Consider the following 26,489-nt stretch of genomic DNA (forward strand, 5'->3'; position numbering starts at 1 on the left):
CGCCGGAGCGCCCGGCGGGCGGGGTTTTCAGGCCCCGTACCGCGCCAGGAAGGTCTCGACCGCGTCGGCGCAGATGTCTTCGATGGGCCGGCGCGGAACCGCCTCGTCGCCAGCGACCAGGCCGAAGGTCAGGGTGAAGTGCTCGAGCATGCCCAGCAGCTGGCCGGCCGCCCAGGCCGGCTTCTCGACCTTCAGCAGGCCTTCTTCGGCCAATCGGGTAATGAGGGTGATCGCGCTGCCGCCCAGGGCGTTGCGCGACCACGTGCGAAAGTGATCGGCGAGGTCGGCGAAGCGGCGGCGCTCGCCGGTGACCAGCCGGAATACGGCCCTCGACAAGGGATCGGTGTAGAACCGCGCGTAGGCCAGGGAAAAGGCGCTCAGCCGGGTCCGGGCGTCCCCCGGAAAATCGAGAGTTTCCTCGATATCGTTGGCCAGGCTGACGACGGCGGCCTCGACGACGGCGATGAACAGATCGCCCTTGCTGGGGAAGTGGGCGTAGAGGGTCGCCGTCGAGACGCTGGCCTCGCGGGCCACCACCTCCATGCCGGCGCCGGAGTAGCCCTCCCGAAGGAAGACCGACTGGCCGGCCTTCATGATGTCGCGGCGTTTGCGCTCGCTGCGCGTCTCTCCCCCTCGCTCCCCCATGCGTCCTCTGTATAACAATGGTCATTACTCCCGTAAGGCGAAATCCCTTACGGAGCAAGGGATTGGCGAGGGGGCAAATGCGCACGGCCTGTGATATGCAGCGGCCATGAGCCAACCGACGCCGCAAGAAATCCAGCAGGAAGCCGAGATCGCCGCCTGGCTGGGGGCCCGCGCCGACCGCATCATCGAGACCAGCTGCGCGCGCGTCTATCTGACCGGCGACCTGGCCCTGAAGGTCAAGAAGCCGGTCAACTTCGGCTTCCTGAACTATGAGACCGCCGCCCTGCGTCACTGGGCGCTTGAGCGGGAACTGGCCTTCAACCGCGCCGCCGCGCCGGACATCTACCGCCGCGTCGGGGCGATCACCCGCGGTGCGAATGGGGGCCTGGAGCTGGACGGGTCGGGCGACCACGTCGAGTCGGTGCTGGAGATGCGCCGGTTCGACGAGACCGCCGTGCTGGCCGAGCAGCCTTATGCGGTGGACGGCGCCCTGTCGGACGATCTGGGCCGCGCCATCGCCCGCTTCCACGCCGAGGCCCCAGTGACCCGCGAGGCCGAACCGGCCGGCGGCATGAGCTACACCATCCGCTCCAACGCCGCCCTGATGAAGGACCTGATCCCCAAGCTCGGCAAGGAGCCGGTCGAGGCCCTGATCGCCGCCACCGACGCGGAGCGGGCGCGGCTGGAAACCCTTCTCAAGGACCGGCTGGAAGAGGGTTGGGTGCGCCGCTGCCACGGCGATCTGCACCTGGGGAACATCCTGCTCGAGGACGGCCGGCCGATCCTCTTCGACTGCATCGAGTTCAACGACACCCTGTCGGAGATTGATGTCCTCTATGACGTCGCCTTCCTCCTGATGGACCTCGACTTCCGCCGCCGCCGCGATGCGGCCGTGCGGGTGCTGTCAGCCTGGCTGGACGAGGGGGCGCGGTTGTTGCCGGGCGGGCTGTGGAGCGGGCTGGAGGCCCTGCCGTTGGCCCTGTCGGTGCGGGCCGGGGTGCGCTGCCATGTTCAGGCCCACGGCGGCGACATCGAGGCTTCTCGCGCGTATCTGGCCGCCGCCCTGGCGCATCTGGAGCCGGTCAAGCCGGTGCTGGCCGCCGTCGGCGGCTTGTCGGGCTCCGGCAAGTCGACCTTTGCCCGCATCGCGGCTCCCGGCCTCGGCGCCTCGCCGGGAGCGGTCATCCTGCGCAGTGACGAGATCCGCAAACGCCTGTGGGGCGCCGCCCCGCTCGATCGGCTGCCGCCGGAGGCCTATGCGCCGGAAGTCAGCCCCCGGGTCTACGGCCAGATGTTCGAGGACGCCGGCAAGGCCCTGGCGGCCGGCCGCGCGGTTATACTGGACGCCGTCTTCATGAAGCCCGAGGAACGGGCCGCCGCCGCCGACCTGGCCCGCAAGGCCGGTGTCGCGTTCGAGGGGCTGTGGCTGGAGGCGCCGGCCGGTCTGCTGCACGACCGTATCGCCGGCCGCAGCGGCGATGCCTCGGATGCAACCGGCGACGTACTCGACGCCCAGCTGACCCGCGATCTGGGCGAAATGACCTGGCGGCGCGTCGACAGCGATGGCGACTTCGAACCGGCGGCCGAGGCCCTGGTCAAGGCCCTCAGCTAGGTTACAGGTCCCCCCTTTTCTTCCGCTCATCCCGGCGAATGCCGGGATCCAGTTCGTAAGGCTCGGTGGTGGGAGTGCGTGCGCTTGCGCACGCCGGTGATGAGTTGGGCGGAGAATTCCCGCCGTGCCCACGGGCACGAGTCCTGACCCTCGGCGCCCTATGAACTGGATCCCGGCATTCGCCGGGATGAGCGGAAGGAAAAGCGAGTGAGTGTCGACTGGGCGTAGCCATTGACGAAAGTAATCTTCGGGGGGACGCTCGCGCCCGAGTAGGGGGGAAGCGTTCATGTCCATCACCAGACGGTCCACGCTGGCCGCCGGCGGCGCCATGCTGCTGGCCTCGCCGGCCGCCGCCGCGACCAGTGTCCAGATTCCGTTCCGCGTCACGCGCAACCGGCCGTGGGTGGCGACGACCATCAACCGCAAGGACCCGGTGGCCTTCCTGGTCGACACCGGCTCGAACGCCTTCGGCATCAGCAACAAGGCGGCCAAGGCCCACGGCCTGCCGCGCGTCACCTCCGGCAGGATCCAGGCCGCGGTCGGCCGCAGCGATGTCGCCATCTACACCGCCAATGAGGTCGCCATCGGCGGCGGCGCGGTGCGCGAGCAGGACGCCGTCCTGCTGGGCGCCCTCAGCGACGACAGCGACTTCATCGTCGGCATCCTGCCGGTGGCCAAATGGGCGATCATGGGGCTGGACTTCGACACCCAGCAGCTGACCGTCGCCGTTCGCCTGTCCGAAGGCGGCGCGCCGGAGGGCTATGAGGAACTGACCACCTTCACCCAGGGCGAAAGCTTCGGGACGACGAACCGTCTGGGGACCAACGCCACCGACGCCCAACATTTCCAGGACTTCGACCACCGGCCGGTGATCGAGGCGACGTTCGATGGCCAGCCCGTGCGGCTGCTGGTCGATACCGGCTACACCGGCATGCTGTTTCTGTTCCCCGACTATGTGAAGAAGCGGGGCCTGTGGGACCACTATCCAAAGCACCTGGACGGCGGCATCAACACCGTCGCCGGCGAGGCCAAGACCCGCACGGTGCGGGGCGAGAAGCTGCGCATCGGCCGCTACGGCTTCGCCACGCCGATCACCGTGCTCGGCCACCCGGCCGACAGCGACAAGGACAGCGTCCAGGACGTCCAGGGCATCGTCGGCATGGAAATCCTGCGGCGGATCAACTTCCTCAACCACCCGGCGCGGCGGCGCTTCTACTTCAAGCCCAGCCGGGCCATCCAGGACATCTATCGCTACGACCGCGCCGGCATGAACGCCGATGTGGTCGGCGACCATGTGCGGATCACCTGGATCGACCCGGCCGGCGCGGCCGCCAAGGCCGGGCTGAAGATGTCGGACAGGATCACCGGCTGGCGCGGGACCGACGGCTTCTACGGCATGCTCTGGGCTTTGCGCGGGGCGCCGGGGTCGAAGGTGGAGATCCAGGTCGAGCGGGCCGGGGCGCCAACTTTGGTCACGGTTGTGCTGGAAGACGTCATCTGACGGGCGATGACGGTTTCGGGACGATCCATGAACGGCACAAGGCGGGCGATGCTCATGGCCTTCAGCGGCGCCGGCCTGTTGCTGGCCGCCGCCCCGGCGCTGGCGAACGACGATCCTCCCATCCGTCCGCCGAGCGGCTGGTCCGGCCTGACCGTGATCCTGGTCGGCAAGGAGGCCAAGATAGCTGAGCTGGAGCCGTTGGGTCCGGCGGCGCGGGCGGGTTTGCGGCCCGGCGATGTCCTGCTGGGCGCCAATGGCGGCGGCGTCGACGACATCCCGGGGGCGCTGTCCGCCCGCCCGGGCGAGCAGGTCGAGCTGACGGTGCGGCGCGGAGCCGCCCGCCGGACCGTGCGCCTGGTGCTTGAACAGCCAGAATCTGCTCGCCCGTAGGCAGCGCCTGTTTGCACTGCGGCGCCGGGGCCGTTAGCGTGCTTCCGTAAGGAAATACACTCGGGGAAGGTGAAGCGTATGCGCGGCCTCATGCAGGACTCGGCTCTCACGGTCGACAAGATCCTGGACCACGCGAAGAACTGGCATGGCCATGTCGAGGTGGTGTCCCGGTCGGTCGAGGGACCGATCGTGCGCACGACCTACGCCCAGATTCACAGCCGGGCCAAACGCGTCTCCAACCTGTTGCTGCAGTTGGGCATCCAGCTGGGCGACCGCGTCGCCACCCTGGCCTGGAACACCGCCCGGCACATGGAAGCCTGGTACGGCATCATGGGCATCGGCGCGGTCTGCCACACGCTCAATCCGCGCCTGCACCCCGACCAGATCGCCTGGATCATCAACCACGCCGAAGACCGCATCATCTTCGTCGACCTGACCTTTGTGCCGATCCTCGAGAGCATCCTCGCCAACTGCCCGAGCGTCGAGCATGTGGTGGTGATGACCGACCAGAGCCACATGCCGGGCTTCAAGATCCACGGCGTGCCGGGCATCAAGTGGGGCGGCGCCCACTGCTACGAGACCGCCATCGCCGGCCAGTCCGAGAACTGCGCCTGGGGCGGGTTCGACGAGAACACCGCCTGCGGCCTCTGCTACACCTCTGGCACCACGGGCGACCCCAAGGGCGTGCTCTACAGCCACCGTTCGAACGTCATCCACTGCCTGGTGGGCCTGCAGAAGGACGTGCTGGGCATGTCCGGCGTCGATACCGTCCTGCCGGTGGTGCCGATGTTCCACGCCAACGCCTGGGGCACGGCCTTCGCCTGCCCGGCCGTCGGGGCCAAGATGGTCATGCCGGGCTCCAAGATGGACGGCGCCTCGATCTATGAGCTGCTCGACACGGAAGAGGTGACGTTCTCGGCCGCCGTGCCGACCGTCTGGCAGATGCTGCTGGCGGAACTCGATTCCAAGGGCCTCAAGCTGCCCCACCTGACCAAGGTGGTGATCGGCGGTTCGGCCTGTCCCGAAAGCCTGATCCGGGGCTTCAAGGAACGCTACGACGTCGACGTCCTGCACGCCTGGGGCATGACCGAGACCTCGCCGCTGGGCACTCTTGGGTCTCCGAACGCCCGGGTGGCCAAGCTCTCCTATGACGAGCAGATGCCCTACAAGCTCAAGCAGGGCCGCCCGCCCTACGGCATCGAGATGAAGCTGACCAACGACGCGGGCGAGCGGCTGCCGCACGACGGCCAGACCTTCGGCCACCTGATGGTCAAGGGGCCCTTCGTGGTCGGCGAGTATTTCAAGGGCGCCGGCGGAGCCATCCTCGATCCGGAAGGCTTCTTCGACACCGGGGACGTGGCGACCATCGACCCCGAAGGATTCATGCAGATCACCGACCGCGCCAAGGACGTCATCAAGTCCGGCGGGGAATGGATCAGCACGATCGACATCGAAAACATCGCCATGGGCCACCCCAAGGTCGAACTGGCGGCGGTCATCGGCATCCTGCATCCCAAGTGGGACGAGCGTCCGCTGCTGCTGGTCAAGCTGAAGCCCGGCGAGACGGCGACCAAGGAAGAGTTCATCGAGTACCTGACCGGCAAGATCGCCAAATGGTGGATGCCGGACGACGTGGTCTTCGTCGACGACATCCCGCTCGGCGCGACCGGCAAGATCGACAAGAAGGTGCTGCGCGCCCGCTTCGCCGACTATGTGCTGCCAGACGTGCCGTTGATGGCCGCCATGGCCGCCGCGGCGGCCGCGACGCCGGTGGCCCTGCGGGCCGAGCCTGACCCGGTGCTGCACGCGCCTGAACCGCCCGCAGCGGAGTCCGCCGACCCTTTTGACGGGGCGGCGGCCGGCGCGGAGGCGGAGGGCCACCGCTCCCCGACCGCCGCTGATAACCATAACGCCGAGGCGATCCCCGATCAGCACGCGCCCGAAGCGCACGGGCCCGAAGCGCACGGGCAGGGGGCCGAGTCGGCCGAGAACCGCATCGAGACCCTGGTCCAGCCGCAACAGTCCGTGCAGGCTGACGCCGCGCCGGCCCCGGTTGCGCGCCCGGCTGGTCCGGCGCCGATTGCCGAGGCCCTGATCGCCGGGGCCGCCGCGGCCGCGGCCGGCGGCATGCTGTTCACCCGCGACGAGTCGCACCGCGATGAGACCCTGAAGGTCGAGCCGGTGCGCGAACCGCCCCCGGCCCCCAAGGCCGAGGCTCCGCAGGTCGAGGCCAAGGCGCCGCCGCCCGCCGCGCCTGCCGCGCCGGCTCAATCGGCGCCGCCGCCTTCGCAGTCGGCGCCGCCCGCGAGCGACGAGATTCCGGAAGGCGACCTGCCGCTGACCTGGAGCCCGGGCGGGGCGGCCGAACCGCCGCGCACCGAGCATGTGGTTTCCAAAGGCAAGAAGGGCGAGGACGAAGACGTCCCCGCCGCCCTGCCCAGCATGCCCGACATGACGCCGCTCGGCGCCGTGCCGGCGGCCGTGGCCGGCGCCGCGCTGGTCAAGAGCCAGGTCGAGAAGGCCAAGGTCTCCGACGGCGGCCTGGCCTTCCCGTCCAGCCTGAAGAGCGACGCCAGCGTCGTCGCTACGCCTGATGAGCCGTCGCTGGCCTTCACCCCGGTTCCGGCCGGCGGCAAGAAGAAGACCAAGGCGAAGGGTGGGATGGTCGACCACGTCCTGACCATCGCCGTTGCCCTGGCGCTGGCCCCGGTTCTGACCGTCCTGGCCGGCGCGGCCGGCATGTGGGCGGGGCTGTGGGACTGGCGCGACGGCTATCTGTCGGTGCTGAGCGCCGGTCCGGCCGAAAACCTCGGCTGGGCTCCGGCCCTGGCTCTCGTCAGCGTTCTGACCAGCTTTGTCGGCCTCTTGATCGCCGCCCTGGCCGGCTGGAAGAAGCACTGGGGCAAGGCGCTGCTGGCGGTGTTCCTGACCCTGGCCACCCTGGGCGGCTTCGCTGCCCTGGGCTGGTGGGAAGGTCAGTCGCCGCGCATCCACGATGTCGCCACCGACTGGTCCGAGCCCCTGCTGTTCACCTCGAACATCATGTCGGCGCGCGGGCCCGACGCCAACCTGGTCGAGCCCAACCCGGTCGTCCCGCTCGACGCCGGCGACGGCGCCGGCCGGCCGATCGCCGAGATCAACAGCGAGACCTGCCGCGCGGCCCGCCCGGCCATGGTCTCGATGCAGCCCGCCGAGGCCTTCGCGGCGGTCAAGGCGGCGATGATCGCCGACGGCATCACGGTCGTTACCGACGACGTCCGCGCCGGCCGCCTCGAGGGCACGGCGACCAGCCTGGTCTACCGCTTCAAGGACGACGTGGCGGTGCGTATCCGGCCCCAGGGCATCGGCTCGCGCATCGACATCCGCTCGATCAGCCGGGTCGGCAATGGTGATCTGGGGGCCAACTGCCGCCGGATCGGGCGGCTGACGGCGGCGTTGAACCCGGCGGCTTAGGCCACCGGTTCGGCCAGCCGGTAATCGCTGTCCAGGGTCGGCTCACCGTCGGTGATCAGCCGGCCGTCGCGGACCATCTGCACCATGTGCGCCATCACCGAGTGGGCGGCGGCCGGGTAGAGGCGCGAGTCCACGTCCTTGTAGAGCTCCGGCACCATGGCCTTGATCCGGGTGTGGCCGTTGGCCAGGGCGCCGAGGATCTGCTTCTCCCGCGCGCGGCGGTGGTCGATGTAGGCCTGGACGAAGGGGGCCGGGTCGGTGACCGGCGGCCCGTGGGTCGGCCAGAGGGTCGAGAAGTCGCGCGCCTTGATGGTCTCCAGGCTTTCGAAATAGTCGCCCATATCGCCGTCCGGCGGGCTGATCACCGTTGTCGACCAGCCCATGATGTGGTCGCCGCTGAACAGGGCGTTCTCTTCGATCAGGGCGTAGCAGATGTGGTTGGAGGTGTGGCCCGGCGTCGGGATCGCCTCCAGCGTCCAGTTGGGCCCCGAGAACATGCCGCCGTCGCACAGCCCGATGTCGGGGCGGAAATTGCGGTCGTCGCCGGCTTCCATCCGCACTTCCGACTCGGTCGGTACGCCCTGTTTGGCGCAGGCGTAGATGGTCGCGCCCGTGCGTTCCGCCAGAGGGCGGGCCAGGGGCGAGTGGTCGGCGTGGTTGTGGGTGACGAAGATGTGGGTGATGCGCTCGCCGGCGGTGGCGGCCAGGATGGCCTCCAGGTGCGCGTCGATGTCCGGGCCGGGGTCGATGACGGCCAGCTCGCCCGTGCCGATGATGTAGGTGCCGGTGCCCTTGTAGGTGAACGGCCCCGGATTTGGCGCGACGACGCGCCGAATGAGCGGCGAGACCCGGTCGCAGGCCCCGTACTCGAACTCGATCTCTCTGACGAAAGGAATCATGCGGCGACGCCCGTCCCGGAATCTTGGTGAATTAGAGTGAGGAAAGCTGCCGCGAGCAAGCGTGTCGCGCTCAGCTTGTCCTTGAGAGGCAGCGCGATCGGCGGCCCCATGTCGGTCTTGTTGACGTCCACGACGTAGATACGTCCGTCCTTGTCCCGAAGGATGTCCAGTCCGCCCCAATCGAGGCCCATGCCGGCGCAGAAGGCGGCGATGGCCTCCAGCTCGGCCGCCGTGAACACCGCTTCGGGGGTGGTCAGGGTGGTCGAACTGTTGTGGTTGGCGAAGCGGTCAGCGACCGGCCGGCGCTTGATGAAGACGCAGACCGGCTTGCCGCCGACGCAGGGCGTGCGCAAGTCGGCGACCAGGTCGCCTTCGGTGTTGTCGATCAGCTTCTGATAGGTCTTTCCGGGCAGGGCCGGGCAGGGGGCGGTGACGATGCGGCCATCGTGCACGCCGTTGTCCTCGCCCTTTTCGACCAGCGGGCCCTCGGCGGTGGCGGGGTCGACCATCAGGGGATAGCCGAAGCTCTCTCCGAATATCCGGGCCACGTGGCTCTTTGTCACATCGGTGCAGCGCCAGTTGAAGCGGCGCTCGGGGCCGGTGTTGGGCGGGGCGCCGACGGCGCTGTCGTCGAAATAGAAGCCGGCGATGGCTTCCTCGGGCGTGCGGGCGATGCGGGCGCCGGCCCAGGCGCAGGCGGCCCAGACCAGATACCAGGGCCGGGGCTTGTCAGGGGCGAACCAGACAGCCGGTCCTGGCCGGGTCAGCCGCATCCAGAAGGCCTTCAGCCGCACCGGCACATAGTAGACGAACCACACCAGCCCTTCGGCCACGAGGGCGCCATCCAGCGCCAGGTCGGCGCCGGTCTTGTGAACCCTGATCCGTCCGCCGGACACGGAGAAGTCCGACGCCCAGAACGCTCTCGTCATACAGCCTGCTCCGCCCCCGCGACGCATGAATGGACGAAGCTAGGGTAATTCGGATCAACTACAAACGAATTGCCCGCGAGGCGTGCGTGATCGGCCCGGAAGTTGCGCTCAGGCCCCCAGGACTGGTGGGAAGGTGCGTAAAATGGCCCTGGATACGATGATCTTTGTCTCAAAACGGCTCCAGCGGGTCGCGTTCGCGATTCTCTGTCTCATGGCGGCGCAATTGGTGCTGGCCTCTTGCGAGGCGGAACCCAGCGCCATGGCGGCCAGGGTCGCCCTCGGCGACTGACGCTTGAGGCGCGCTTCACTTGAGGCCTTGGCCGATTGGCCCTTAATGCGGTCATGGCCGACGCCGCTCTCGAATCCCTGATCGCCCGGGCGGCCGACCTGCGCCGCGCCGGCCGTGTGCCCGAAGCCATCGCCGCCTACGAACAGCTGCTCAGCCAGCGGCCGGCCCTGCCCGACAGCTGGTACAATCTGGCTCTGATGTACCGCCGCGCCCGGCGGTTCGAGGACGCCCTGGCCGCCTACGACCAGGCCCTGGCGCACGGGCTTGGCGGACCGGAGGAGGCCCACCTCAACAAGGGCGTCATCTATGCCGACGACCTGCGCCGTCCCGATCTGGCGGAACAGGAACTGGCCGCCGCCCTCAGGCTCAATCCCCAGTATCAGCCGGCCCTGCTGAACCTCGGCAATCTGCACGAGGATCGCGGCCGCAAGGCCCAGGCCCTCGCCGCCTATGAGGCCCTGCTGGCGTTGGAGCCGGATCATCCTGAAGCCCTGGCGCGCGCGGCCCAGCTGCGCACCGTCACCGATCCGGCCGACCCCGCCATCGGCCGTCTGCGCCAGGCGCTGGCCCGGCCGGGTCTGGAGCCGCGGGACCGCGCCGGCCTCGGCTTCGCGCTCGGCAAGCTGCTCGACGGGGCAGGGGCGTTCGACGACGCCTTCGAGGCCTACGCCGCCGCCAACGGCGCCTCGGCTGTCCGCTACGACCGCGCCGCCCAGGAAGACCTGGTCGACAACCTGATCGCCGCCTTTCCAACGGCAGGTACGCAGACGTCTACAGTGGAGCCGAGGCCGCCGCCGATCTTCATCCTCGGCATGTTCCGCTCCGGCTCGACCCTGGCCGAGCAGGTGCTGGCGAGCCATCCGCGCGTCACCTCCGGCGGTGAGCTGACCCTGCTGCCGGCGCTGGTCCGCCAGGCCCCGGGGGCCTATCCGGCCAGCCTGGCGCGGCTTGACCCCGCGCCGATGGCCCGCGCCTACCTCGACGCGCTTGTCCGCCTGTTCCCGTCGGCCGACGTCATCACGGACAAGCGGCCCGACAACTTCCTGCATCTGGGACTGATCAAGCGCCTGTTCCCGGACGCCCGCATTGTCCACACCCGCCGCCACCCGCTCGACAACGTGTTGTCAGCCTGGTTCCTCCACCTCAGCGGCGCCATGCCCTACGCCACCGACCTGATGGACACCGCCCACTACCTGGCCCAGGAGCGGCGGCTGATGGCCCACTGGAAGCGCCTGTGGCCGGACGACATCCTCGACCTCGACTACGACGCCTTCGTCGAGGACCCGCGGCCGCTCACCGAACGGCTGCTGGCCCACTGCGGGCTGGCGTGGGACGAGGCCTGCCTGGCCTTCCACCAGACGGACAGCAATGTGCGGACGGCCAGCGTCTGGCAGGTGCGCGAGCCGCTGTACAAGCGGGCCTCGGGCCGCTGGCGCAACTATGAGCGCCAGCTGGCGCCGGTGAAGGCGTGGCTGGAAGGGGAGGGGCTGCTCTAGCCCGGAAGCACGCCCGTCAGGTCGTAGCCCGCCGCGCTGCCCTGATCGACCAGGGTCTGGCGGTCCTGGCGGCCGGCCAGGGCCTGGCCGACGCTCCAGGTGACGATCGAACGGGTGCCCGAGCGGCAGAAGGCCAGCACCGGACCGTCGGCCCCGTCAACGGCCTCCCGGTTGAGCTCGACCTGGTCCGGCGTCGGACCACCGCGCACCGGGATGTGGACATAGTCCATGCCGGCGGCCCGCACGGCCGCCTCCATCTCCGCGCTCGACGGCTGGTCGGGGGCCTCGCCGTCGGGACGATTGTTGATCACCAGCTTGAACCCGCGAGCGGCCGCTTCCGCCATATCTTCAGGCGCCAGCTGCGGGGCGACGGCGAAATCGGGGGTCACCTGGCGGATATCGGTCATGCTGCGTTCATCCTGAATGAGGTCTGGTTGACAACATCGTCGTCAGACATGGACTTATCAACGCCGCCTGGTCGGAGTTCGGCCGGGTAACCTAAATTTTTTGGAACGTGACAGCTGCGTCGAACTGAAGTCTGTCGTCGGAGTTTGCGTTCCCGGGACGTTTGTCCCGCCAGCTGAAGGCCGTCATGCTCCGATTCCTGTCCCGACGCCTGCTGGTCGCCATACCGACGATGTTCCTCGTCGTGACCCTGGCGTTCTTCATGATGCGGGCCGCCCCGGGCAGTCCCTTCGTCAACGAACGCCAGATGACCCCCGAGGTGCAGAAGGTGGTGGAGGCCAAGTACGGCTTCGACCGGCCGCTGCATGTGCAGTACGGCCTCTACCTGCGTGATGTGCTCAAGGGCGACTTCGGCCCGTCGCTGAAATACCGCGACAAGACGGTGCTGCAGATCCTCGGCGAGAACTACAAGGTCAGCCTCTGGCTCGGCCTTTCCGCCATCATCGCCGCCTCGATCATCGGGGTTTTCCTCGGCGTGCTCGCGGCGCTTCGGCAGAACAGGTCCATCGACTACGCCACCATGGGACTGGCCATCCTCGGGGTCTGTATCCCGACCTTCGTCACCGCCCCGCTGCTGGTGCTGCTGTTCGGATCGATGCTGGGCTGGCTGCCGATGGCCGGCTGGGGCTGGACCAAGGTGGCGGGGGTCGACTTCCCCAACCTCAAGAACATGATCCTGCCGGTCACGGTGCTGGCTTTGCCGCAGATCGCCATCATCTCGCGCCTGGTGCGGGCAGGGATGATCGAGGTGCTGCGCTCCAACTATGTGCGCACCGCCCGCGCCAAGGGCCTCCCCGAAGGCCTGATCGTCCGCAAGCACGCTCTGCGCGCCGCCATCCTGCCGCTGGTCAGCTATCTGGGCCCGGCCTGCGCCGGCCTGCTCACCGGCTCGCTGGTTGTGGAGAAGATTTTCGTCCTCCCGGGCCTGGGCAAGTTCTTCGTCATCAGCGCCCTGCAGCGCGACTACACCGTGGTCATGGGCATGGTCATCTTCTACGCCGCCCTGATCCTCATCCTGAACCTGATCGCCGACATGCTGTACGCGGCGCTTGATCCCCGCGTGAGGCTGTCGTGAGCATTTCGATCCCCGGCAACCCCGAGCGCGCCGCCCTGCTCGAAAAGGCCGTCAAGGGCCGCTCCCTGTGGGACGACGCCCGCCGCCGCCTGCTGCGCAACAAGGGCGCGGTGTTCGGCATGATCGTGCTGTCCGTGATGGTGCTGGTCTCGCTGATCGGCCCCTTCTTCGTCGCCTACCCCTACGACACGGTGACCAAGACCGACGTCTGGGCCGCGCCCGGCGTCGCCGGCCATGTGCTGGGCGCCGACGCGCTGGGCCGCGATCTGCTGGCGCGGCTGTTCGCCGGCCTGAGCGTGTCGCTGGGCATCGGGGTGGTCGCCACGGCCGTGTCGCTGGTCATCGGCGTCGCCTGGGGCGCCACGGCCGGCTATCTGGGCGGCAAGGTCGATGAGGTGATGATGCGGATTGTGGACACGCTCTACAGCCTGCCCTTCATCTTCTTCGTCATCCTGCTGATGGTCACCTTCGGCAAGAACATCTTCCTGATCTTCCTGGCCATCGGGGCGGTCGAGTGGCTGACCATGGCCCGCATCGTGCGGGGCCAGACGATGAGCCTGAAGCAGAAGGAATTCATCGAGGCGGCCCGCGCCGCCGGCCTGAAGACGCCGGACATCATCGCCCGCCACATCGTGCCCAACCTGCTGGGCCCCGTGGTGGTCTATGTCACCCTGACCATCCCGGCGATCATCATCGCCGAGAGCTTCCTCAGCTTCCTCGGCATGGGCGTTCAGGCGCCGATGGCCAGCCTCGGCACCCTGATCTCCAACGGGACGCAGGACATGGAGATGGCGCCCTGGCTGCTGATCTGGCCGTCGCTCACCATGATCGTCACCCTGATGGCCTTCAACTTCATCGGCGACGGCCTCCGGGACGCCATCGACCCGAAGGACCGGTAGGGTGTCAGTTCTCGCGCTTCGCCCGGAAGGACCCGTAGCCCTTCACGCTCAGCATGTAGCTGCCCAGGCTGGCGGCCTTGATGGTCACCGGCGCGCCGGCCGGCAGCTTGCGGACCTTTTCGGTGTCGATCTGGGTCCAGGTCGCCCCGTCGGCCAGCTTGACCACCCACTTGCCGCTCGCGTTAAGCCGCGAGGAGGCGATGGTGGTTTCGAGCCGGGTGAGCTCCTCTTCCTTCTCGCCCTGGGTCATGAAGCTGGGCATCTGGAAGTTGAAGCCGAAGGCGGCCTTGCGGGCCTCGCGCATCTGGCCCCGGTCGACCACGACGACATCGCCCTTGGCCTCGGCCGCGTCCAGCGCGGCGGCGGCCTTGTCAAAGCAGGCCAGGCGTTCGCCCGGGTCGGCGATGGCGCGGCAATCGACGACCGCCTTCAGGGCGCCGGCCCGCCCCTGGGGCTTATCGGCGGCGACCGCGCCTCCGGCCATCACAACCATCAGACCGGCGATCGCCAGTCCCTTTTGCATGCGTAGCGTCATGACCGCCTCCGACAACAGAACTTCCGCCATTGAAGGCCGACCCGGCATGATCCGCAATCTCTTCCTCGCCGGCCTCTCGCTTGCCGCCCTGTCGCTCGCCGGCTGCGGCGAGCAGGCCGTGTCGCGTCCGCCCTGCCCGCAGGGGAAGATCTGCATCACCGTCGGCAACACCTCGGAGCCCGCCACGCTTGATCCGCACAAGTCGACCGGCACCTGGGAAGACCGCATCCAAAGCGACCTGTTCATCGGCCTGACCCAGTCGGCCGCCGACGGCTCGACGATTCCGGGCATGGCCGAGCGTTGGGAAACCACGCCGGACGGCCTGGTCTGGACCTTCCACCTGCGCGACGCGGTGTGGTCGGACGGGGTTCCGGTCACGGCCGAGGATTTCGTCTATTCCCTGCGTCGGGTGCTCGATCCGAACACGGCGTCCGAGTACGCCTCGCTGATCTTCCTGATCAAGAACGCCGAGGCGGTGAACAGCAGCAAGGCCCCGCTGGAAGCCCTGGGCGTGCGGGCCATCGATTCCAGGACCCTGGAGATCACCCTCAACCATCCGGCCGCCTATCTGGCCGAACTGGCCCGTCACCACGTCCTCTATCCGGTGCCCAAACATGTGGTCGAAAAGCTCGGCGACCAGTGGGTCAAGCCCGGCAACATGGTCAGCAACGGCCCCTACATCCTGGCCGACTGGAAGCTGGGCGACAGCGTCCATACGGTGAAGAATCCGAAGTTCTGGGACGCCAAGGACGTCTGTATCGACGAGGTCTACTGGTACCCGACCACCGACGCCATTTCGGCCGAGCGGCGGGTGGCCCGGGGAGAGCTGGACTGGAACACCGACATCTCGTCCAACCGCATCAGCCGGCTGCGCGAGAAGATGCCGGGCTATGTCCACACCAACACCTACCTCGGCCTGACCTACATCGCCTTCAACACCCGGCCGAACAGCAAGGTGCCGGCCTTCAAGGACATCCGCGTGCGCCAGGCCCTGGCCATGGCCATCGACCGTGACTTCATCGCCAAGGGCCTGCTGCGCGGCGGCCAGCTGCCGGCCAACACCAAGGTCCCGCCCGGTGTCGCCAACTACAAGCCCTCGCCCGGCCCCTACTGGGCGACCTGGCCGCTCAAGAAGCGCCAGGAGAAGGCGCGCGAGCTGTTGGCCGCCGCCGGCTATGGCCCGAAGAACCCGCTGAAGTTCGAACTGAAGCACCGCAACAGCGCCGACCCCATGCAGTTCACCCCGGCCCTGCAGTCGGACTGGAAGGAGGTCGGCGTCCTGGTCACCCTGGCCCAGCAGGAAGGGCAGGTCTCCTACGCCGATTACCGGGTGCGCAACTTCGAGGCGGCCGACGCCGCCTGGATCGCCGACTACAACGACCCGACCAGCTTCCTGGACATGGAGAAGTCCAACTACGGGCCGCAGAACTACGGCGACTACAACAATCCGGCCTACGACGCCCTGATGTTCAAGGCCGACAACGAGCCCGACGCCGGCAAGCGCGCCGACTACCTGCGCGAGGCCGAGACCATGATGCTGAACGATGCGCCCATCGCGCCGATCTATTTCTACATAAACAAGAACCTGGTGAACCCCCGGATCACCGGCTTCGTCGACAACCTGGTCGACCACCACCGCACCCGCTGGATGTGCGTCAAGGGCGCCCGCTGAGTCGCTCTACCTGCCGTTGGGTGAGGTTGGGTCACGGCTCGCCGAGCCCGGCTGTGGCTCGCCGGTGTCACCCCTGCCTCGGAATCGCCCCGCCTTCGACTTGATTGAACGGGGTTCGGAGGGCGATTCTGCCTTCTACAGCGCCGTTTTGGGCCGAAGCCGCCCCCGAACGCGGCGGCTGTGGCGCGGATGCGACATTCTGGCGTCGATATCATTACGGATTGGCAATGAGCGTTGACCGGCATTCGGCCCCGGGCCTATTGCTGGCGTAACCGGACGTCTCATGACGCCCGGGAGGCCCGAATTCATGCTTTTGAGGGGAAGCACGACCGAAAAAACGGCGTGCTGGCTCGGAGGGAATAAGTTGAAAGTTCAAACCACGCGCGGCCGCCTGCTGGCGTCCACGATGATCTGCGGCGCCGCTTTCGCCGCCCTGGCTACCGCCGCTCCGGCGTTCGCCCAGGACGAGGAAGGTGATGTCGACGCCGTGTTCATCACCGGCTCGCGTATCCCGCAGCCGAACCTGGTGACCACCAGCCCGATCACCCAGGTGACCTCGGAAGACATCTCGACCCAGGGCGTGACCCGCGTCGAAGACCTGGTCAACCAACTGCCGCAGGCGTTCGCCGCGCAGAACTCGACCGTTTCGAACGGCGCCTCGGGTACGGCCACGGTCGACCTTCGCGGCCTCGGTTCGGTCCGCACCCTGGTCCTGGTCGACGGTCGTCGCATGCCCTACGGCTCGCCGAACGATCCGGCCGCCGACCTCAACCAGATCCCGGCCGCTCTCGTCGAGCGCGTTGAAGTCCTCACCGGCGGCGCCTCGGCCGTCTACGGTTCGGACGCCATCGCCGGCGTCGTCAACTTCATCATGAAGAAGGACTTCGAAGGCGTTCAGGTCTCCGGCCAGTACAGCTTCTACCAGCACCACAACGACTACGACGGCCCGGGCAACATCCGTGAAGTCGTCGCCGCTCGTGGCGCCACCAACCCGACCAACTTCGCCCTGCCCGACGACAACGTCATGGACGGCTACGGCAAGGAAATCTCCCTGCTGCTCGGCGTCTCCTCGCCGGACGACAAGGGTAACGTCACTGCCTACGTCACCTACCGTAACAACGACGAAGTGATGCAGGCCGACCGCGACTACTCGGCGTGCACCGTCGGCAACCCCGCCGCCGCCACTCCGAACAGCTTCACCTGCGGTGGTTCGGGCACCTCGTTCCCGGGTCAGTTCACCCCCAACTTCGCCGCCGGCAACATCTTCACGGTCGGTGGCGCTGGTGGTAACCAGTTCATCCCGTACGTCGCCGCCCGCGACGCCTACAACTTCGGCCCGATCAACTTCTACCAGCGTCCCGACGAGCGTTACTCGCTCGGCGCCGTTGGCCGTTACGAAGTGAACGACCACGTCGAAGTCTTCACCCAGCTGATGTTCACCGACTACGCCACGGTCGCCCAGATCGCGCCGTCGGGTAACTTCTTCAGCACCGGCACGATCAACTGTGGCAACCCGCTGCTGTCGGCTCAACAAGCCGCCACCATCGGCTGCTCGGCCGCCGAGATCCTCGCCGACGACGACACCGACCTCTACATCGGTCGCCGGAACGTTGAAGGCGGCGGTCGTCAGGACGACCTGCGCTACCAGTCCTACCGTGGCGTCATCGGCGTTCGCGGCAACTTCGACGACAACTGGTCCTACGACCTGGCCGGCCAATACAGCCGCGTTCAGCTGTCGCGTATCTACCGCAACGACTTCTCGGTCACGCGCCTCGGCCGCGCCCTGGACGTTGTTTCGGTTGGCGGCACCCCGACCTGCCGTTCGGTCGTTGATGGCACGGACCCCAACTGTGTCCCGTACAACATCTTCACCCTCGGCGGCGTGACCGACGAAGCCCTGGACTACCTGCAAACCCCGGGTATCCAGCGCGCCGCGACCACGCAACAAGTCGTCACCGCCTCGGTGGCCGGCGACCTGGGCTCCTACGGCGTCAAGACGCCCTGGACCACCAATGGCGTGCAGGTGGCGTTCGGTGCGGAATACCGCCGCGACGAACTGACCTCGGACACCGACTCGGCCTTCGCCACCGGCGACCTCGCCGGCCAGGGCGGTCCGACCATCGGCCTCAGCGGCGCGACCGAGGTCTACGACCTCTTCGCCGAACTGCGGATCCCGCTGATCGAAGACATGCCGGGCGCCAAGCTGCTGTCGGCCGAGTTCGCCTACCGCTTCTCGGACTACGGCACGGGCATCAACACCGACACCTACAAGATCGCCGGTGACTGGGCCCCGATGGAAGACTTCCGCTTCCGCGCCAGCTACCAGAAGGCCGTCCGCGCCGCGAACGTCATCGAACTGTTCACGGCTCAGGGCCTCGGCCTGTTCGACATGGACGAAGATCCCTGCGGCTTCACGGCGGTTACCGCCGGTCGTGGCGCTCCGATCGCCGAATGTGTCGCCACCGGCATGACCGCTGCTCAATACGGCAGCGGCGCTCTGGACAGCCCGGCTGGCCAGTACAACCTGTTCGGCGGTGGTAACCCGAACCTGGCGCCTGAAACCGCCAAGACCTACACCGTGGGTGTGGTGATCACCCCGACCTTCCTGTCGGGCCTGAACATCTCGATCGACTACTTCAACATCGAAGTGGAAGACATCATCACCACCTTCGGCGCCGGCAACACCATCAATGCCTGCTACAACGACAACGACGCGGCCGCTTGCGCCCGCATCAATCGTAACGCGCTCGGCAGCCTGTGGACCAACGGCGGCTTCGTTGAAGACTTCAACATCAACGTCGGCTTCCTGAAGACCTCGGGTTACGACTTCGTCGCCAACTACGCCTACGATCTGGGCGACGCTGGCGGCCTGAGCTTCAACCTGGTTGGCACCCTGCTGGACAGCTTCGAATCGTCCAACGGCGGCGACTGCCTGGGTCAATTCGGTTCGACGCGCTGCGGCGTGCCGGCTCCGGAATGGCGTCACCGGTTCCGCGTCGGTTACGACACCCCCTGGGGTATCGATATCGCCGGCACCTGGCGCTACATCGGTGAAGTTGACTACGAAGGTGGCCCGCGCAACCTCGACGGCAACTTCGACGCCGAGAACTACTTCGACCTGTTCGCTTCGTGGAAGGCGACCGACAACGCTTCCTTCCGCGCCGGCGTGAACAACATCTTCGACAACGATCCGCCGATTTCGCGCAGCGTTGGCACCGTGGGTAACGGCAACACCTACCCGCAGACCTACGATGCCCTGGGTCGTTACATCTTCATGGGCTTCACCCTGGACTTCTAATCAGCCCAGAGTGACTTGAAGTAACGGAGGCGGCGGACCCAAAAGGTCCGCCGCCTTTCGTTTGAGCGCCTGGGGCAATTGCGTGTTTGGGGCGTTTGCGCGCTTCCGGAGTGTTCGACCGCATGTCGGGCTTGACCGCACCGGCCGCCAGCGGCGAGGAACAGCCCATGAGCGGTTCGGCGGAGCAGTGGCGGGACGAGGGCGTGGCGATGAGCGCCCGCCGCGACCACGCCGGCGCCATCCGCGCCTTCGAACAGGCTGTCCGTCTGGCCCCGAAAGACCCGGCCCTGGCCGCGCGCCTGGCGCTGGAGCGGCTGACCTACGGCGACGTCGCCGCCGCCCGGGCGGGCGCCCGCGCCGCCCGGGCCCTGCCCGGCGCCGACGCCAAAACCCTCGATCGCCTGGGCCACATCCTCAACCGCACGGCCGACTTCGCCGAGGCGCTCGACCTCTTCCGCCAGGCCAGCGCCATGGCCCCGAAGGACGTCGCCATCCTCAAGAACCTGGCCTGGGGGGCCCAGCACGCCGGCCAGTTCGCCGAGGCGGAGGAGGCGCTGCGCCGCGCCCTGGCGATCGCCCCCACGGACGACAAGGCCTGGTTCAATCTCTCGGGCCTGCCGGGCTGGCGGCCCTCCCCTGAGGACCTCGCCGGTCTCGACCGCCTGCTGGCCAGCCTGGCCGGCGATGAGGAGCGCAGTCTCGGGGTCGGCCATGCCCTGGCCCGCGGGCAGGAGGCGATCGGTGATGCGCCGGCCGCCCTGGCCACCCTGACCCGCGCCAAGACGGCCCGCCGCCGGGCCCGCCGCTTCGACGCCGCCGCCGCCGTCGCCGCCTTCGAGGCCGCGCCCGCCGCCTGGGCCAGGGGGCCGACAGGGCAGGGCGATCCTTCGCAGGCCCCGATCTTCGTCGTCGGGCCGCCGCGCTCGGGCACCACCCTGCTGGACCGCATTCTCTCCAGCCACGCACAGGTCACCTCGGCCGGGGAACTGCGGGCCATGCCGCTGCTGGCCCTGCGCATCGCCGGCGTCCAGGGCGAGCGCAGCCCGACCGCCGAGATCATGCTGCGCACCGCCAATGCCCCCGCGGCGATGGTTGGCCGCACCTACCTGGAGGCGGCCGCCTCCCTGGCCGGCGCGACGCCGCGCTTCACCGACAAGCGGCCGTTCAACCTGATCTTCGCCGGCCTGATTTCACGCAGCCTGCCGAACGCCCGCATCCTGCGTATGCGCCGCCGGCCGGCCGATACCGTGCTGGGCAACTACCGGCAGTTCTTCGCCTCGGGCTCGGTCTTCCACGACTATGCCTACGATCTGGAGGACACCGCCCGCTACGTCGCCGGTCTCGAGGCGCTCAGCGCCCAGTGGGAGCGGTTGTTGCCGCCGGATCGCTTCAGGGTCATCGACTACGAGGCCATGGTCGCCGACCCGGAGGGGCAGATTCGCGCCATTCTCGACTTCTGCGGCCTGCCCTGGGATCCGGCCTGCCTGGACTTCCACAACAACACCGCCGGCGTCTCGACCGCCTCGGCGGTGCAGGTCCGTGAACCGCTGCACGACCGCAACATCGGGCTTTGGCGCCGCTATGGCCCAGGCTTCGAGCCGGCCCTGAAGATTCTGCGCGGCGCGGGCCTGGAGCCTTAGGCCCCAAACAAAAAGGGCGGGGATTGCTCCCCGCCCTTTCCGTGTCGGAGGTGTCGGCCGGGCTAGATGCCGCCCGGACCGCACTCGGTGCGCAGGTAGCTGTCGATGGCCCCCAGCAGCTGGCCGACCTGGCCCGGCTCCCACTTGTTGGACTGGTGGCCCATGTTCTTGAGCTCCAGGTATTTGACCGGCTTGCCGGTCCGCTTGACGGCGGCGACGAACCGTTCCGACTGGGTCTTGGGCACGGTGATGTCCAGTTCCCCGTGGTACAGGAAGATCGGGATCGCGATCTTGTCGGCATGATCCAGCGGCTGCAGGCCGCCGATGGTCGGCCGCTGGGCCTCCCTCAGCCAGCCCTGGTTCAGGCGTTCGCGGAACAGATCCAGTTCCGCCACGCCGGCGCCGGCCACGGAGCACTGATAGATGTTGTTCGGGCGAACCGAAGCGGCCATGGCCGCGTAGCCGCCGTAGCTGTAGCCGTGCATGGCGACGCGGTCGGGGGCGGTGACCTTCTGGTCGATCAGGTATTTGACCCCGTCGTCCATGTCGTCCTGCATCTTCTGGCCCCACTCGTTGTCGCCGGCGCGCCACAGCTTCTGGCCCCAGCCGTCGGAACCACGGTACTGCGGCTGCAACACGGCATAGCCGCGCGAGGCGAAGTACTGGGTCCAGCCCGAGCCGTCCCAGCCCAGGTAGTCGCGGGCCCAGGGGCCGCCGTGCGGGGTGACGATGGTCGGGTAGGGGCCGGGGCCGTACAGCGCCGGGTTCGGCGAGGTCAGGAAGGCCGGCACCATCAGGCCGTCACGGGCCGCGTACTGGATCAGGCGGGTGCTGCCCAGAGCCTGCAGCTTGGCCGGGGTCATCCACGGGCGCTGCTTGCCCAGCAGGGTCAGCTGACCGCCGTCGGTCAGCAGGTAGTATTCGGCCGGGGTGCTGGCGCCGGTCTTGACGACGATGGCGTACTTCATGTCGTCGGACCAGCTGTTGAGCCGCACGTCGGCGCCGTCGGCGACCGACAGGGTGGCCTTGTCGCCGCTGGCCGGATCGACCCAGGCGACCTTGGTCGTCTTGATGCCGAGGGCCTTGCGCAGGCCCTTCTGCAGGGCGTCCAGCTGGGGATCGACCCAGTAGTCTTCCGGCGCGGCGCCGTCGTAGGTGAAGCCGAGCAGGCGGCCGACATCCTTGGCGGCGTTGGAGGTGCGCACGCCGCTGGCGTCGAAGAACTTGATGCCGAAGGCGTCTTCCAGGACCTTCTTGCCGGCGATGTCGTAGAGAACGATCTTCGCCTTGTCGGTCCCCTTGTTGGTCTGGACGTAGGCGATGTTCGGATCCTCGGTGAACCCGATCAGGTTCATCTGCTCGCGGTCGGCGGCGAAGAACCGGAACAGCTCGGTCCAGGCGTTGGTCTTGGGATCACGCACATATTGCGCGACATAGAGCCGGCCGCCTTCATAGTCGGTGGTGGCGCGGGCGCGGATTTCGCCGTTGTTGTCGGTCTGCTCGCCGAAGAACTTGTCCGAGCGGTTGTAGATCTTGGCCAGGGTGCCGCTGTAGACGTTCAGCTTGAACGCCCCCTCGCGGGTCATGACCAGGATGTTCTTGGGATCGCGCGGCAGCAGGTCCAGGACGTTGGCCGCCTGGCTGGAGCCCTGGTCGGAATCGCCGGTGGTGGTCTTCCAGTCCTTGCCTTCCAGATCGGTGATCATCAGGCGGAATCGGTAGTCCTTGTCGATGCCTTCGGTGACCAGCTGGCGGACGACGACGCCGATGCGGTCGTTCTTGACGAACTGCACGCCCTGGCAGTCGCCGCGCTCTCCGCAGCCGATGTTGACGGCCGGCTTCTTCATGTCGGCGACGGACCAGATCGACACCACGCTGCGGATGCCGTCATCGGAGCGGATGGCGGCGATATGCTTGCCGTCCGGCGAGATGGTGACCTGACGGATCGCCGCCGTGCGGCTGAAATCCTCGGCCGAAGGGGGTGTGGCCGGCGCGGTCTGCGCCGTGGCCAGACCGGCGCCGACGGCCCCGATCGCCAACGCGGCGGCCGCAACGGCCCCCAGGATTCTAAAAGACAATCTCACTGTGAAACCCCACGGATTAAGGCGCTCGCTCCGGAGGAGAATGCTGCGCGCCTTCCAAGGGAAAGGCATGCGATCACATCAGTCCGGCCACGTTTGAGAGGCAATCTATCCCGAATTGCCCAAGAGCCAAGCCAAGTTTCCCTCCCGACGCGTGTGTCGGATTGCGCCGCATTCCGCGGCCCAGCCCGCCGACTGTGGCGAGATTGTAACGCCCTCATGACGAATGGCCGCAATGCCGTCATCATTGTTGGCACGGCGATACAAGCTGCCTAGTGTCGCTGATACCTCGCGGAATCTCGTGTTCCGCGGTCGGCCGCCTGTGTGGTCGAATGGGGATCATCGGGCTACTGGGGAAAGTGCTCACAATGCTGGATCGCAAGTTTTTGCTCGGAACGACCCTGATCGCCGGCCTCTCGGCCGCCGCTCTGGTTGCTCCGACTGTCGCCGTGGCTCAGCCCGCGGCTCCCGCCGCCGCGCCTGCCGCGGACGACGAAGATGAAGAAGAGGAAGCCGACGTTTCGGCGCTGGTCATCACCGGTTCGCGCATCAAGCGCTCGGAGTTCAACAGCTCCGCTCCGATCCAGGTGATCACCTCCGAGCAGTCCTCGCTCGAAGGCCTGGTCGACACCGCTGAAATCCTGCAGCAGTCGTCGGTGGCCGCCGGTTCGTTCCAGGTGAACAACCAGCTGACCGGCTTCGTGACCGACGGTGGTCCCGGCGCCAACACCATCTCGCTCCGCGGCCTGGGCGCCACCCGCACCCTGGTCCTGCTGAACGGCAAGCGCGTCGGCCCGGCCGGTACGCGCGGCACCGTCGGCCCCGTCGACCTGAACGTCATCCCGAACTCGATCGTCGAACGCTTCGAGATCCTGAAGGACGGCGCCTCGTCGATCTACGGTTCGGACGCCGTCGCCGGCGTCGTCAACATCATCACCAAGTCGAACCTCGACGGCCTGGAACTCAACGTCTACGGCAACATCCCCTTCGAAGAAGGTGGTGAGCAGTACCGTGGGTCGATCGCCTGGGGCAAAACCTGGGACCGTGGCTACCTGAACGCCTCGCTGAACTACCAGGAAAGCAAGATCCTGCGTCGTAAGGACCGTGAAGACACGGCCTGCGCCGCCGACTATCTGAACCTGGGTGGCCGTGGCGGCCCGCGCGCCGACTTCGCCAACACCGACCCGTCGCAGACCCAGCCCGATAACCTCAAGTGCTACGGTCTGTTCGCCCGCGTCCTGCGGACGTCCAACGCCTTCGGCGACCTGATCTACAAGGATCCGGGCGTGGTCTACCCGAACGCCGCCCAGGGCAACAACGCCCCGGCCGCGATCACCTTCGGTGGCGTCACCTACGATCTGGCCCGCCAGGGCCGCGCCACCTTCCCGGCGACCTTCCCCTACGGCCACTTTGACGACGACCTGTACGGCCGCCAGTCGATCCTCAGCCCGGTGAAGAACACCTCGTTCTACGCCTCGGGTGGTTTCGACATCCTGCCGGCGCTGGAAGTCTACGGTGAATTCCTCTGGAACCGTCGTGAGTCGGCCCAGTTCGGCGCCCGCCAGTTCTTCCCGGCCGTGAACCCGCGCAACACTGCGATCCCGGACATCTTCAAGACCGTGGCTCAAGGCGGCGTGGCGGCTCAGAGCGGCTACTTCAACCCGGCCGGTTCGAACCTGACCCCGATCATCCCGTTCCGGTCCGACCGGTCGCAGGAAGTCGACTACTGGCGCACCGTCGTGGGTCTGCGCGGCGACATCGGCCGCTTCAGCTGGGACGTCTTCTACCAGCACAGCGACTCCGACGCCGAGTACCACACCTACTCGCTGTACAATGACCGCGTCCTGGCGACGACCGGTGGCTTCGCCACGGTCATCAACCCGGGCACCGGCCTGCCGTACGGCCAGCTGGGCGGCGCTGGCTCCTCGCCGTGCTTCACGCCGGCCGCCGTGCACAACATCTCCAACTTCAACTGCGCGGCCCTGCCGGGCGGCATCGACTGGACCTCGCAACGCATCCTTGAAGGCAACTTCACGGCCGCCGAGCTGGACTTCCTGACCTTCGACGCCGTGGGTAACACCACCTACAAGCAGGACCTGATCGAAGCCTCGATCTCGGGCGATCTGTTCAACCTGCCGGCCGGTCCGATCGGCGGCGCCTTCGGTATCACCTACCGCAAGGACGAGATCGACGACACGCCGGACATCAACGAACAGCGTGGCAACTTCTGGGGCTCCTCGGCCGCCGGCCACACCTTCGGCGACGACACCGTCACTGAAGTGTTCGGCGAACTCGAAATCCCGATCCTGAAGGGTCTGCCGGGTGTTGAAAGCCTCGACCTGCAGGTCTCGGGCCGCTACACCGAGTACGACTCCTACGGCAACGGCGACACCTACAAGGTGGGCCTGAACTGGCAGATCACCCCGGCCTGGCGCATCCGCGCCACCAAGGGCACCTCGTTCCGCGCCCCGGCGTTGTACGAACTGTACCTGGCCAACCAGACCTCCTTCCAGAACCAGGGCGCGATCGACCCCTGCATTCAGTGGGAACTGGACACCAACCCCTTCATCCAGGCCAACTGCGCCGCCGCCGGTGTCCCCATGGGCTACACCGCGGCCGGTTCCAGCTCGGCTCTGATCGTTACGGGTGGTGGCGCCGGCGTGCTGGAAGCCGAAACCTCGGAAGCCTACACCGTTGGCGTGATCTGGACCCCCAGCTTCATCGACCTGTCGGTGGCGGTCGAGTACTTCGACTTCCTCGTCAACGACGAAGTGCGCCAGTTCGGTTCGGCCAACATCCTGAACCAGTGCTACACCTCGCCGACCTTCCCGACCGACGCCTTCTGCACCCTCTTCACGCGGAATGGCCCCGGCGCGGTCTCGCGTCCGAACGAAATCGTCACGGTGAACAACAGCTACGTTAACGTCGCTGAGCAGATCAACCGGGGTGTCGACCTCACGATCCGCTACACCCACGAGTTCGACTTCGGCCGCCTGACCTTCGACAGCCAGTTCACCTGGCAGACGAAGGACGTCACCACCCTCCTGGGCGGTGCGGCGACGGAAGACTACAACGGCACGACCACCGAGCCGGACTTCACGGGCAACATGTCGCTCCGCTTCGACCGCGGCGATTGGACGGTGTTCTGGAACACCGACATGATCGGCAAGCAGTCGGACACCGACCAGTTCGGCGGCGACGTGTTCAACTCGACCCGGTACAACTCGCCGGTCTACTTCAAGCAGTACAACGAGTTCACTGCCTACCACTCGTTCTCGCTGCGCAAGAAGATGGACGACTGGACCTTCTCCAGCGGTATCCAGAACGTCTTCGACGAACGTCCTCCGGCGGCGTCCACCGGCCAGTTCCGTGCTGGTACGGCGGCTCTGAACCTGTACGACATGCGCGGTCGTCGGATCTTCTTCAACGTCACCAAGCGCTTCTAGGAACCAGCCGTCAGGCTGTTCTGAAGGGAGGCCGGCGAGGGAAACCTCGCCGGTCTTTCCTTTTGTCTGGATGTCGGGCGCCAAGGCGCTCCCTCCCGAAGGGAAATGGCCCCCCTGTACGGCCCGATGGACCTAGTCCTGGGCTCCCGTCAGCGGTCTTCCGA

General features: G+C 67.5%; 18 protein-coding genes. 12 read left to right on the top strand and 6 right to left on the bottom strand.

Going from position 1 to position 26,489, the window contains the following annotated elements; genetic code table 11:
* Positions 1-27: 27 nt before the first annotated feature.
* Positions 28-645, bottom strand: a complete 618-nt coding sequence (locus AC2YG9_RS22275; RefSeq protein WP_487300197.1) for a TetR/AcrR family transcriptional regulator C-terminal domain-containing protein — start codon at positions 643-645, stop codon at positions 28-30.
* Between the two features lie 106 nt (positions 646-751).
* Here AC2YG9_RS22275 and AC2YG9_RS22280 point away from each other — a divergent pair, with 106 nt between their 5' ends.
* The 4 genes from AC2YG9_RS22280 to AC2YG9_RS22295 all read left to right on the top strand — a co-directional run bounded on the left by AC2YG9_RS22280 (position 752) and on the right by AC2YG9_RS22295 (position 7,601).
* Complete coding sequence (locus tag AC2YG9_RS22280) at positions 752-2,257, top strand: bifunctional aminoglycoside phosphotransferase/ATP-binding protein (RefSeq protein ID WP_487300198.1); 1,506 nt, start codon at positions 752-754, stop codon at positions 2,255-2,257.
* Between the two features lie 286 nt (positions 2,258-2,543).
* Positions 2,544-3,758 carry a retropepsin-like aspartic protease gene (locus tag AC2YG9_RS22285; protein WP_487300199.1) on the top strand — a complete coding sequence of 405 codons (1,215 nt, stop codon included), beginning with the start codon at positions 2,544-2,546 and terminating at the stop codon, positions 3,756-3,758.
* A gap of 27 nt (positions 3,759-3,785) precedes the next feature.
* Entirely contained in the window at positions 3,786-4,148 is a 363-nt protein-coding gene (locus AC2YG9_RS22290; RefSeq protein ID WP_487300200.1) for a PDZ domain-containing protein, read from the top strand.
* Between the two features lie 78 nt (positions 4,149-4,226).
* Positions 4,227-7,601, top strand: a complete 3,375-nt coding sequence (locus AC2YG9_RS22295) for a long-chain-fatty-acid--CoA ligase (RefSeq protein WP_487300201.1) — start codon at positions 4,227-4,229, stop codon at positions 7,599-7,601.
* On the opposite strand, the gene AC2YG9_RS22300 is transcribed toward AC2YG9_RS22295, so the two are convergent.
* A complete protein-coding gene (locus AC2YG9_RS22300; RefSeq protein ID WP_487300202.1) occupies positions 7,598-8,500 on the bottom strand; it encodes an MBL fold metallo-hydrolase in 903 nt (300 codons plus the stop codon). The two genes, AC2YG9_RS22295 and AC2YG9_RS22300, sit on opposite strands and share 4 nt — an antisense overlap.
* Positions 8,497-9,429: a hypothetical protein gene (locus tag AC2YG9_RS22305; protein ID WP_487300203.1), complete on the bottom strand. Its 933-nt coding sequence runs from the start codon at positions 9,427-9,429 to the stop codon at positions 8,497-8,499. Before AC2YG9_RS22305 ends, AC2YG9_RS22300 begins: the two co-directional genes overlap by 4 nt.
* A gap of 142 nt (positions 9,430-9,571) precedes the next feature.
* Between AC2YG9_RS22305 and AC2YG9_RS22310 the strand changes: the two genes are divergently transcribed.
* Positions 9,572-9,718, top strand: a complete 147-nt coding sequence (locus AC2YG9_RS22310) for a hypothetical protein (protein WP_487300204.1) — start codon at positions 9,572-9,574, stop codon at positions 9,716-9,718.
* A gap of 53 nt (positions 9,719-9,771) precedes the next feature.
* The gene (locus tag AC2YG9_RS22315) at positions 9,772-11,214 is read left to right on the top strand and encodes a tetratricopeptide repeat-containing sulfotransferase family protein (protein WP_487300205.1); all 1,443 of its coding nucleotides are present in this window, start codon (positions 9,772-9,774) and stop codon (positions 11,212-11,214) included.
* On the opposite strand, the gene AC2YG9_RS22320 is transcribed toward AC2YG9_RS22315, so the two are convergent.
* The gene (locus tag AC2YG9_RS22320) at positions 11,211-11,621 is read right to left on the bottom strand and encodes a TIGR01244 family sulfur transferase (protein WP_487300206.1); all 411 of its coding nucleotides are present in this window, start codon (positions 11,619-11,621) and stop codon (positions 11,211-11,213) included. The genes AC2YG9_RS22315 and AC2YG9_RS22320 overlap by 4 nt on opposite strands.
* A gap of 185 nt (positions 11,622-11,806) precedes the next feature.
* On the opposite strand from AC2YG9_RS22320, the gene AC2YG9_RS22325 reads away from it, so the two are divergent.
* On the top strand, positions 11,807-12,754 hold the full coding sequence (locus AC2YG9_RS22325; RefSeq protein WP_487300207.1) for an ABC transporter permease: 948 nt from the start codon (positions 11,807-11,809) through the stop codon (positions 12,752-12,754).
* The gene (locus tag AC2YG9_RS22330) at positions 12,751-13,653 is read left to right on the top strand and encodes an ABC transporter permease (protein WP_487300208.1); all 903 of its coding nucleotides are present in this window, start codon (positions 12,751-12,753) and stop codon (positions 13,651-13,653) included. The genes AC2YG9_RS22325 and AC2YG9_RS22330 overlap by 4 nt, the downstream gene beginning before the upstream one ends.
* A 4-nt stretch (positions 13,654-13,657) precedes the next feature.
* On the opposite strand, the gene AC2YG9_RS22335 is transcribed toward AC2YG9_RS22330, so the two are convergent.
* Positions 13,658-14,176 carry a hypothetical protein gene (locus AC2YG9_RS22335; protein WP_487300209.1) on the bottom strand — a complete coding sequence of 173 codons (519 nt, stop codon included), beginning with the start codon at positions 14,174-14,176 and terminating at the stop codon, positions 13,658-13,660.
* 58 nt (positions 14,177-14,234) lie between these two features.
* On the opposite strand from AC2YG9_RS22335, the gene AC2YG9_RS22340 reads away from it, so the two are divergent.
* The 3 genes from AC2YG9_RS22340 (at position 14,235) to AC2YG9_RS22350 (ending at position 20,798) form a co-directional block, all read left to right on the top strand.
* On the top strand, positions 14,235-15,860 hold the full coding sequence (locus tag AC2YG9_RS22340) for a peptide ABC transporter substrate-binding protein (RefSeq protein ID WP_487300210.1): 1,626 nt from the start codon (positions 14,235-14,237) through the stop codon (positions 15,858-15,860).
* Positions 15,861-16,224: 364 nt separating this feature from the next.
* A complete protein-coding gene (locus tag AC2YG9_RS22345) occupies positions 16,225-19,158 on the top strand; it encodes a TonB-dependent receptor domain-containing protein (protein ID WP_487300211.1) in 2,934 nt (977 codons plus the stop codon).
* Positions 19,159-19,280: 122 nt separating this feature from the next.
* Positions 19,281-20,798 (top strand): sulfotransferase family protein, encoded by a 1,518-nt coding sequence (locus AC2YG9_RS22350; RefSeq protein ID WP_487300212.1) that lies wholly within the window; start codon positions 19,281-19,283, stop codon positions 20,796-20,798.
* 62 nt (positions 20,799-20,860) lie between these two features.
* On the opposite strand, the gene AC2YG9_RS22355 is transcribed toward AC2YG9_RS22350, so the two are convergent.
* Positions 20,861-22,876, bottom strand: a complete 2,016-nt coding sequence (locus AC2YG9_RS22355) for an alpha/beta hydrolase family protein (protein ID WP_487300213.1) — start codon at positions 22,874-22,876, stop codon at positions 20,861-20,863.
* 371 nt (positions 22,877-23,247) lie between these two features.
* On the opposite strand from AC2YG9_RS22355, the gene AC2YG9_RS22360 reads away from it, so the two are divergent.
* A complete protein-coding gene (locus tag AC2YG9_RS22360) occupies positions 23,248-26,325 on the top strand; it encodes a TonB-dependent receptor plug domain-containing protein (RefSeq protein ID WP_487300214.1) in 3,078 nt (1,025 codons plus the stop codon).
* Positions 26,326-26,489: the final 164 nt, after the last annotated feature.

This window comes from Caulobacter sp. SRI_014 (assembly GCF_057586315.1).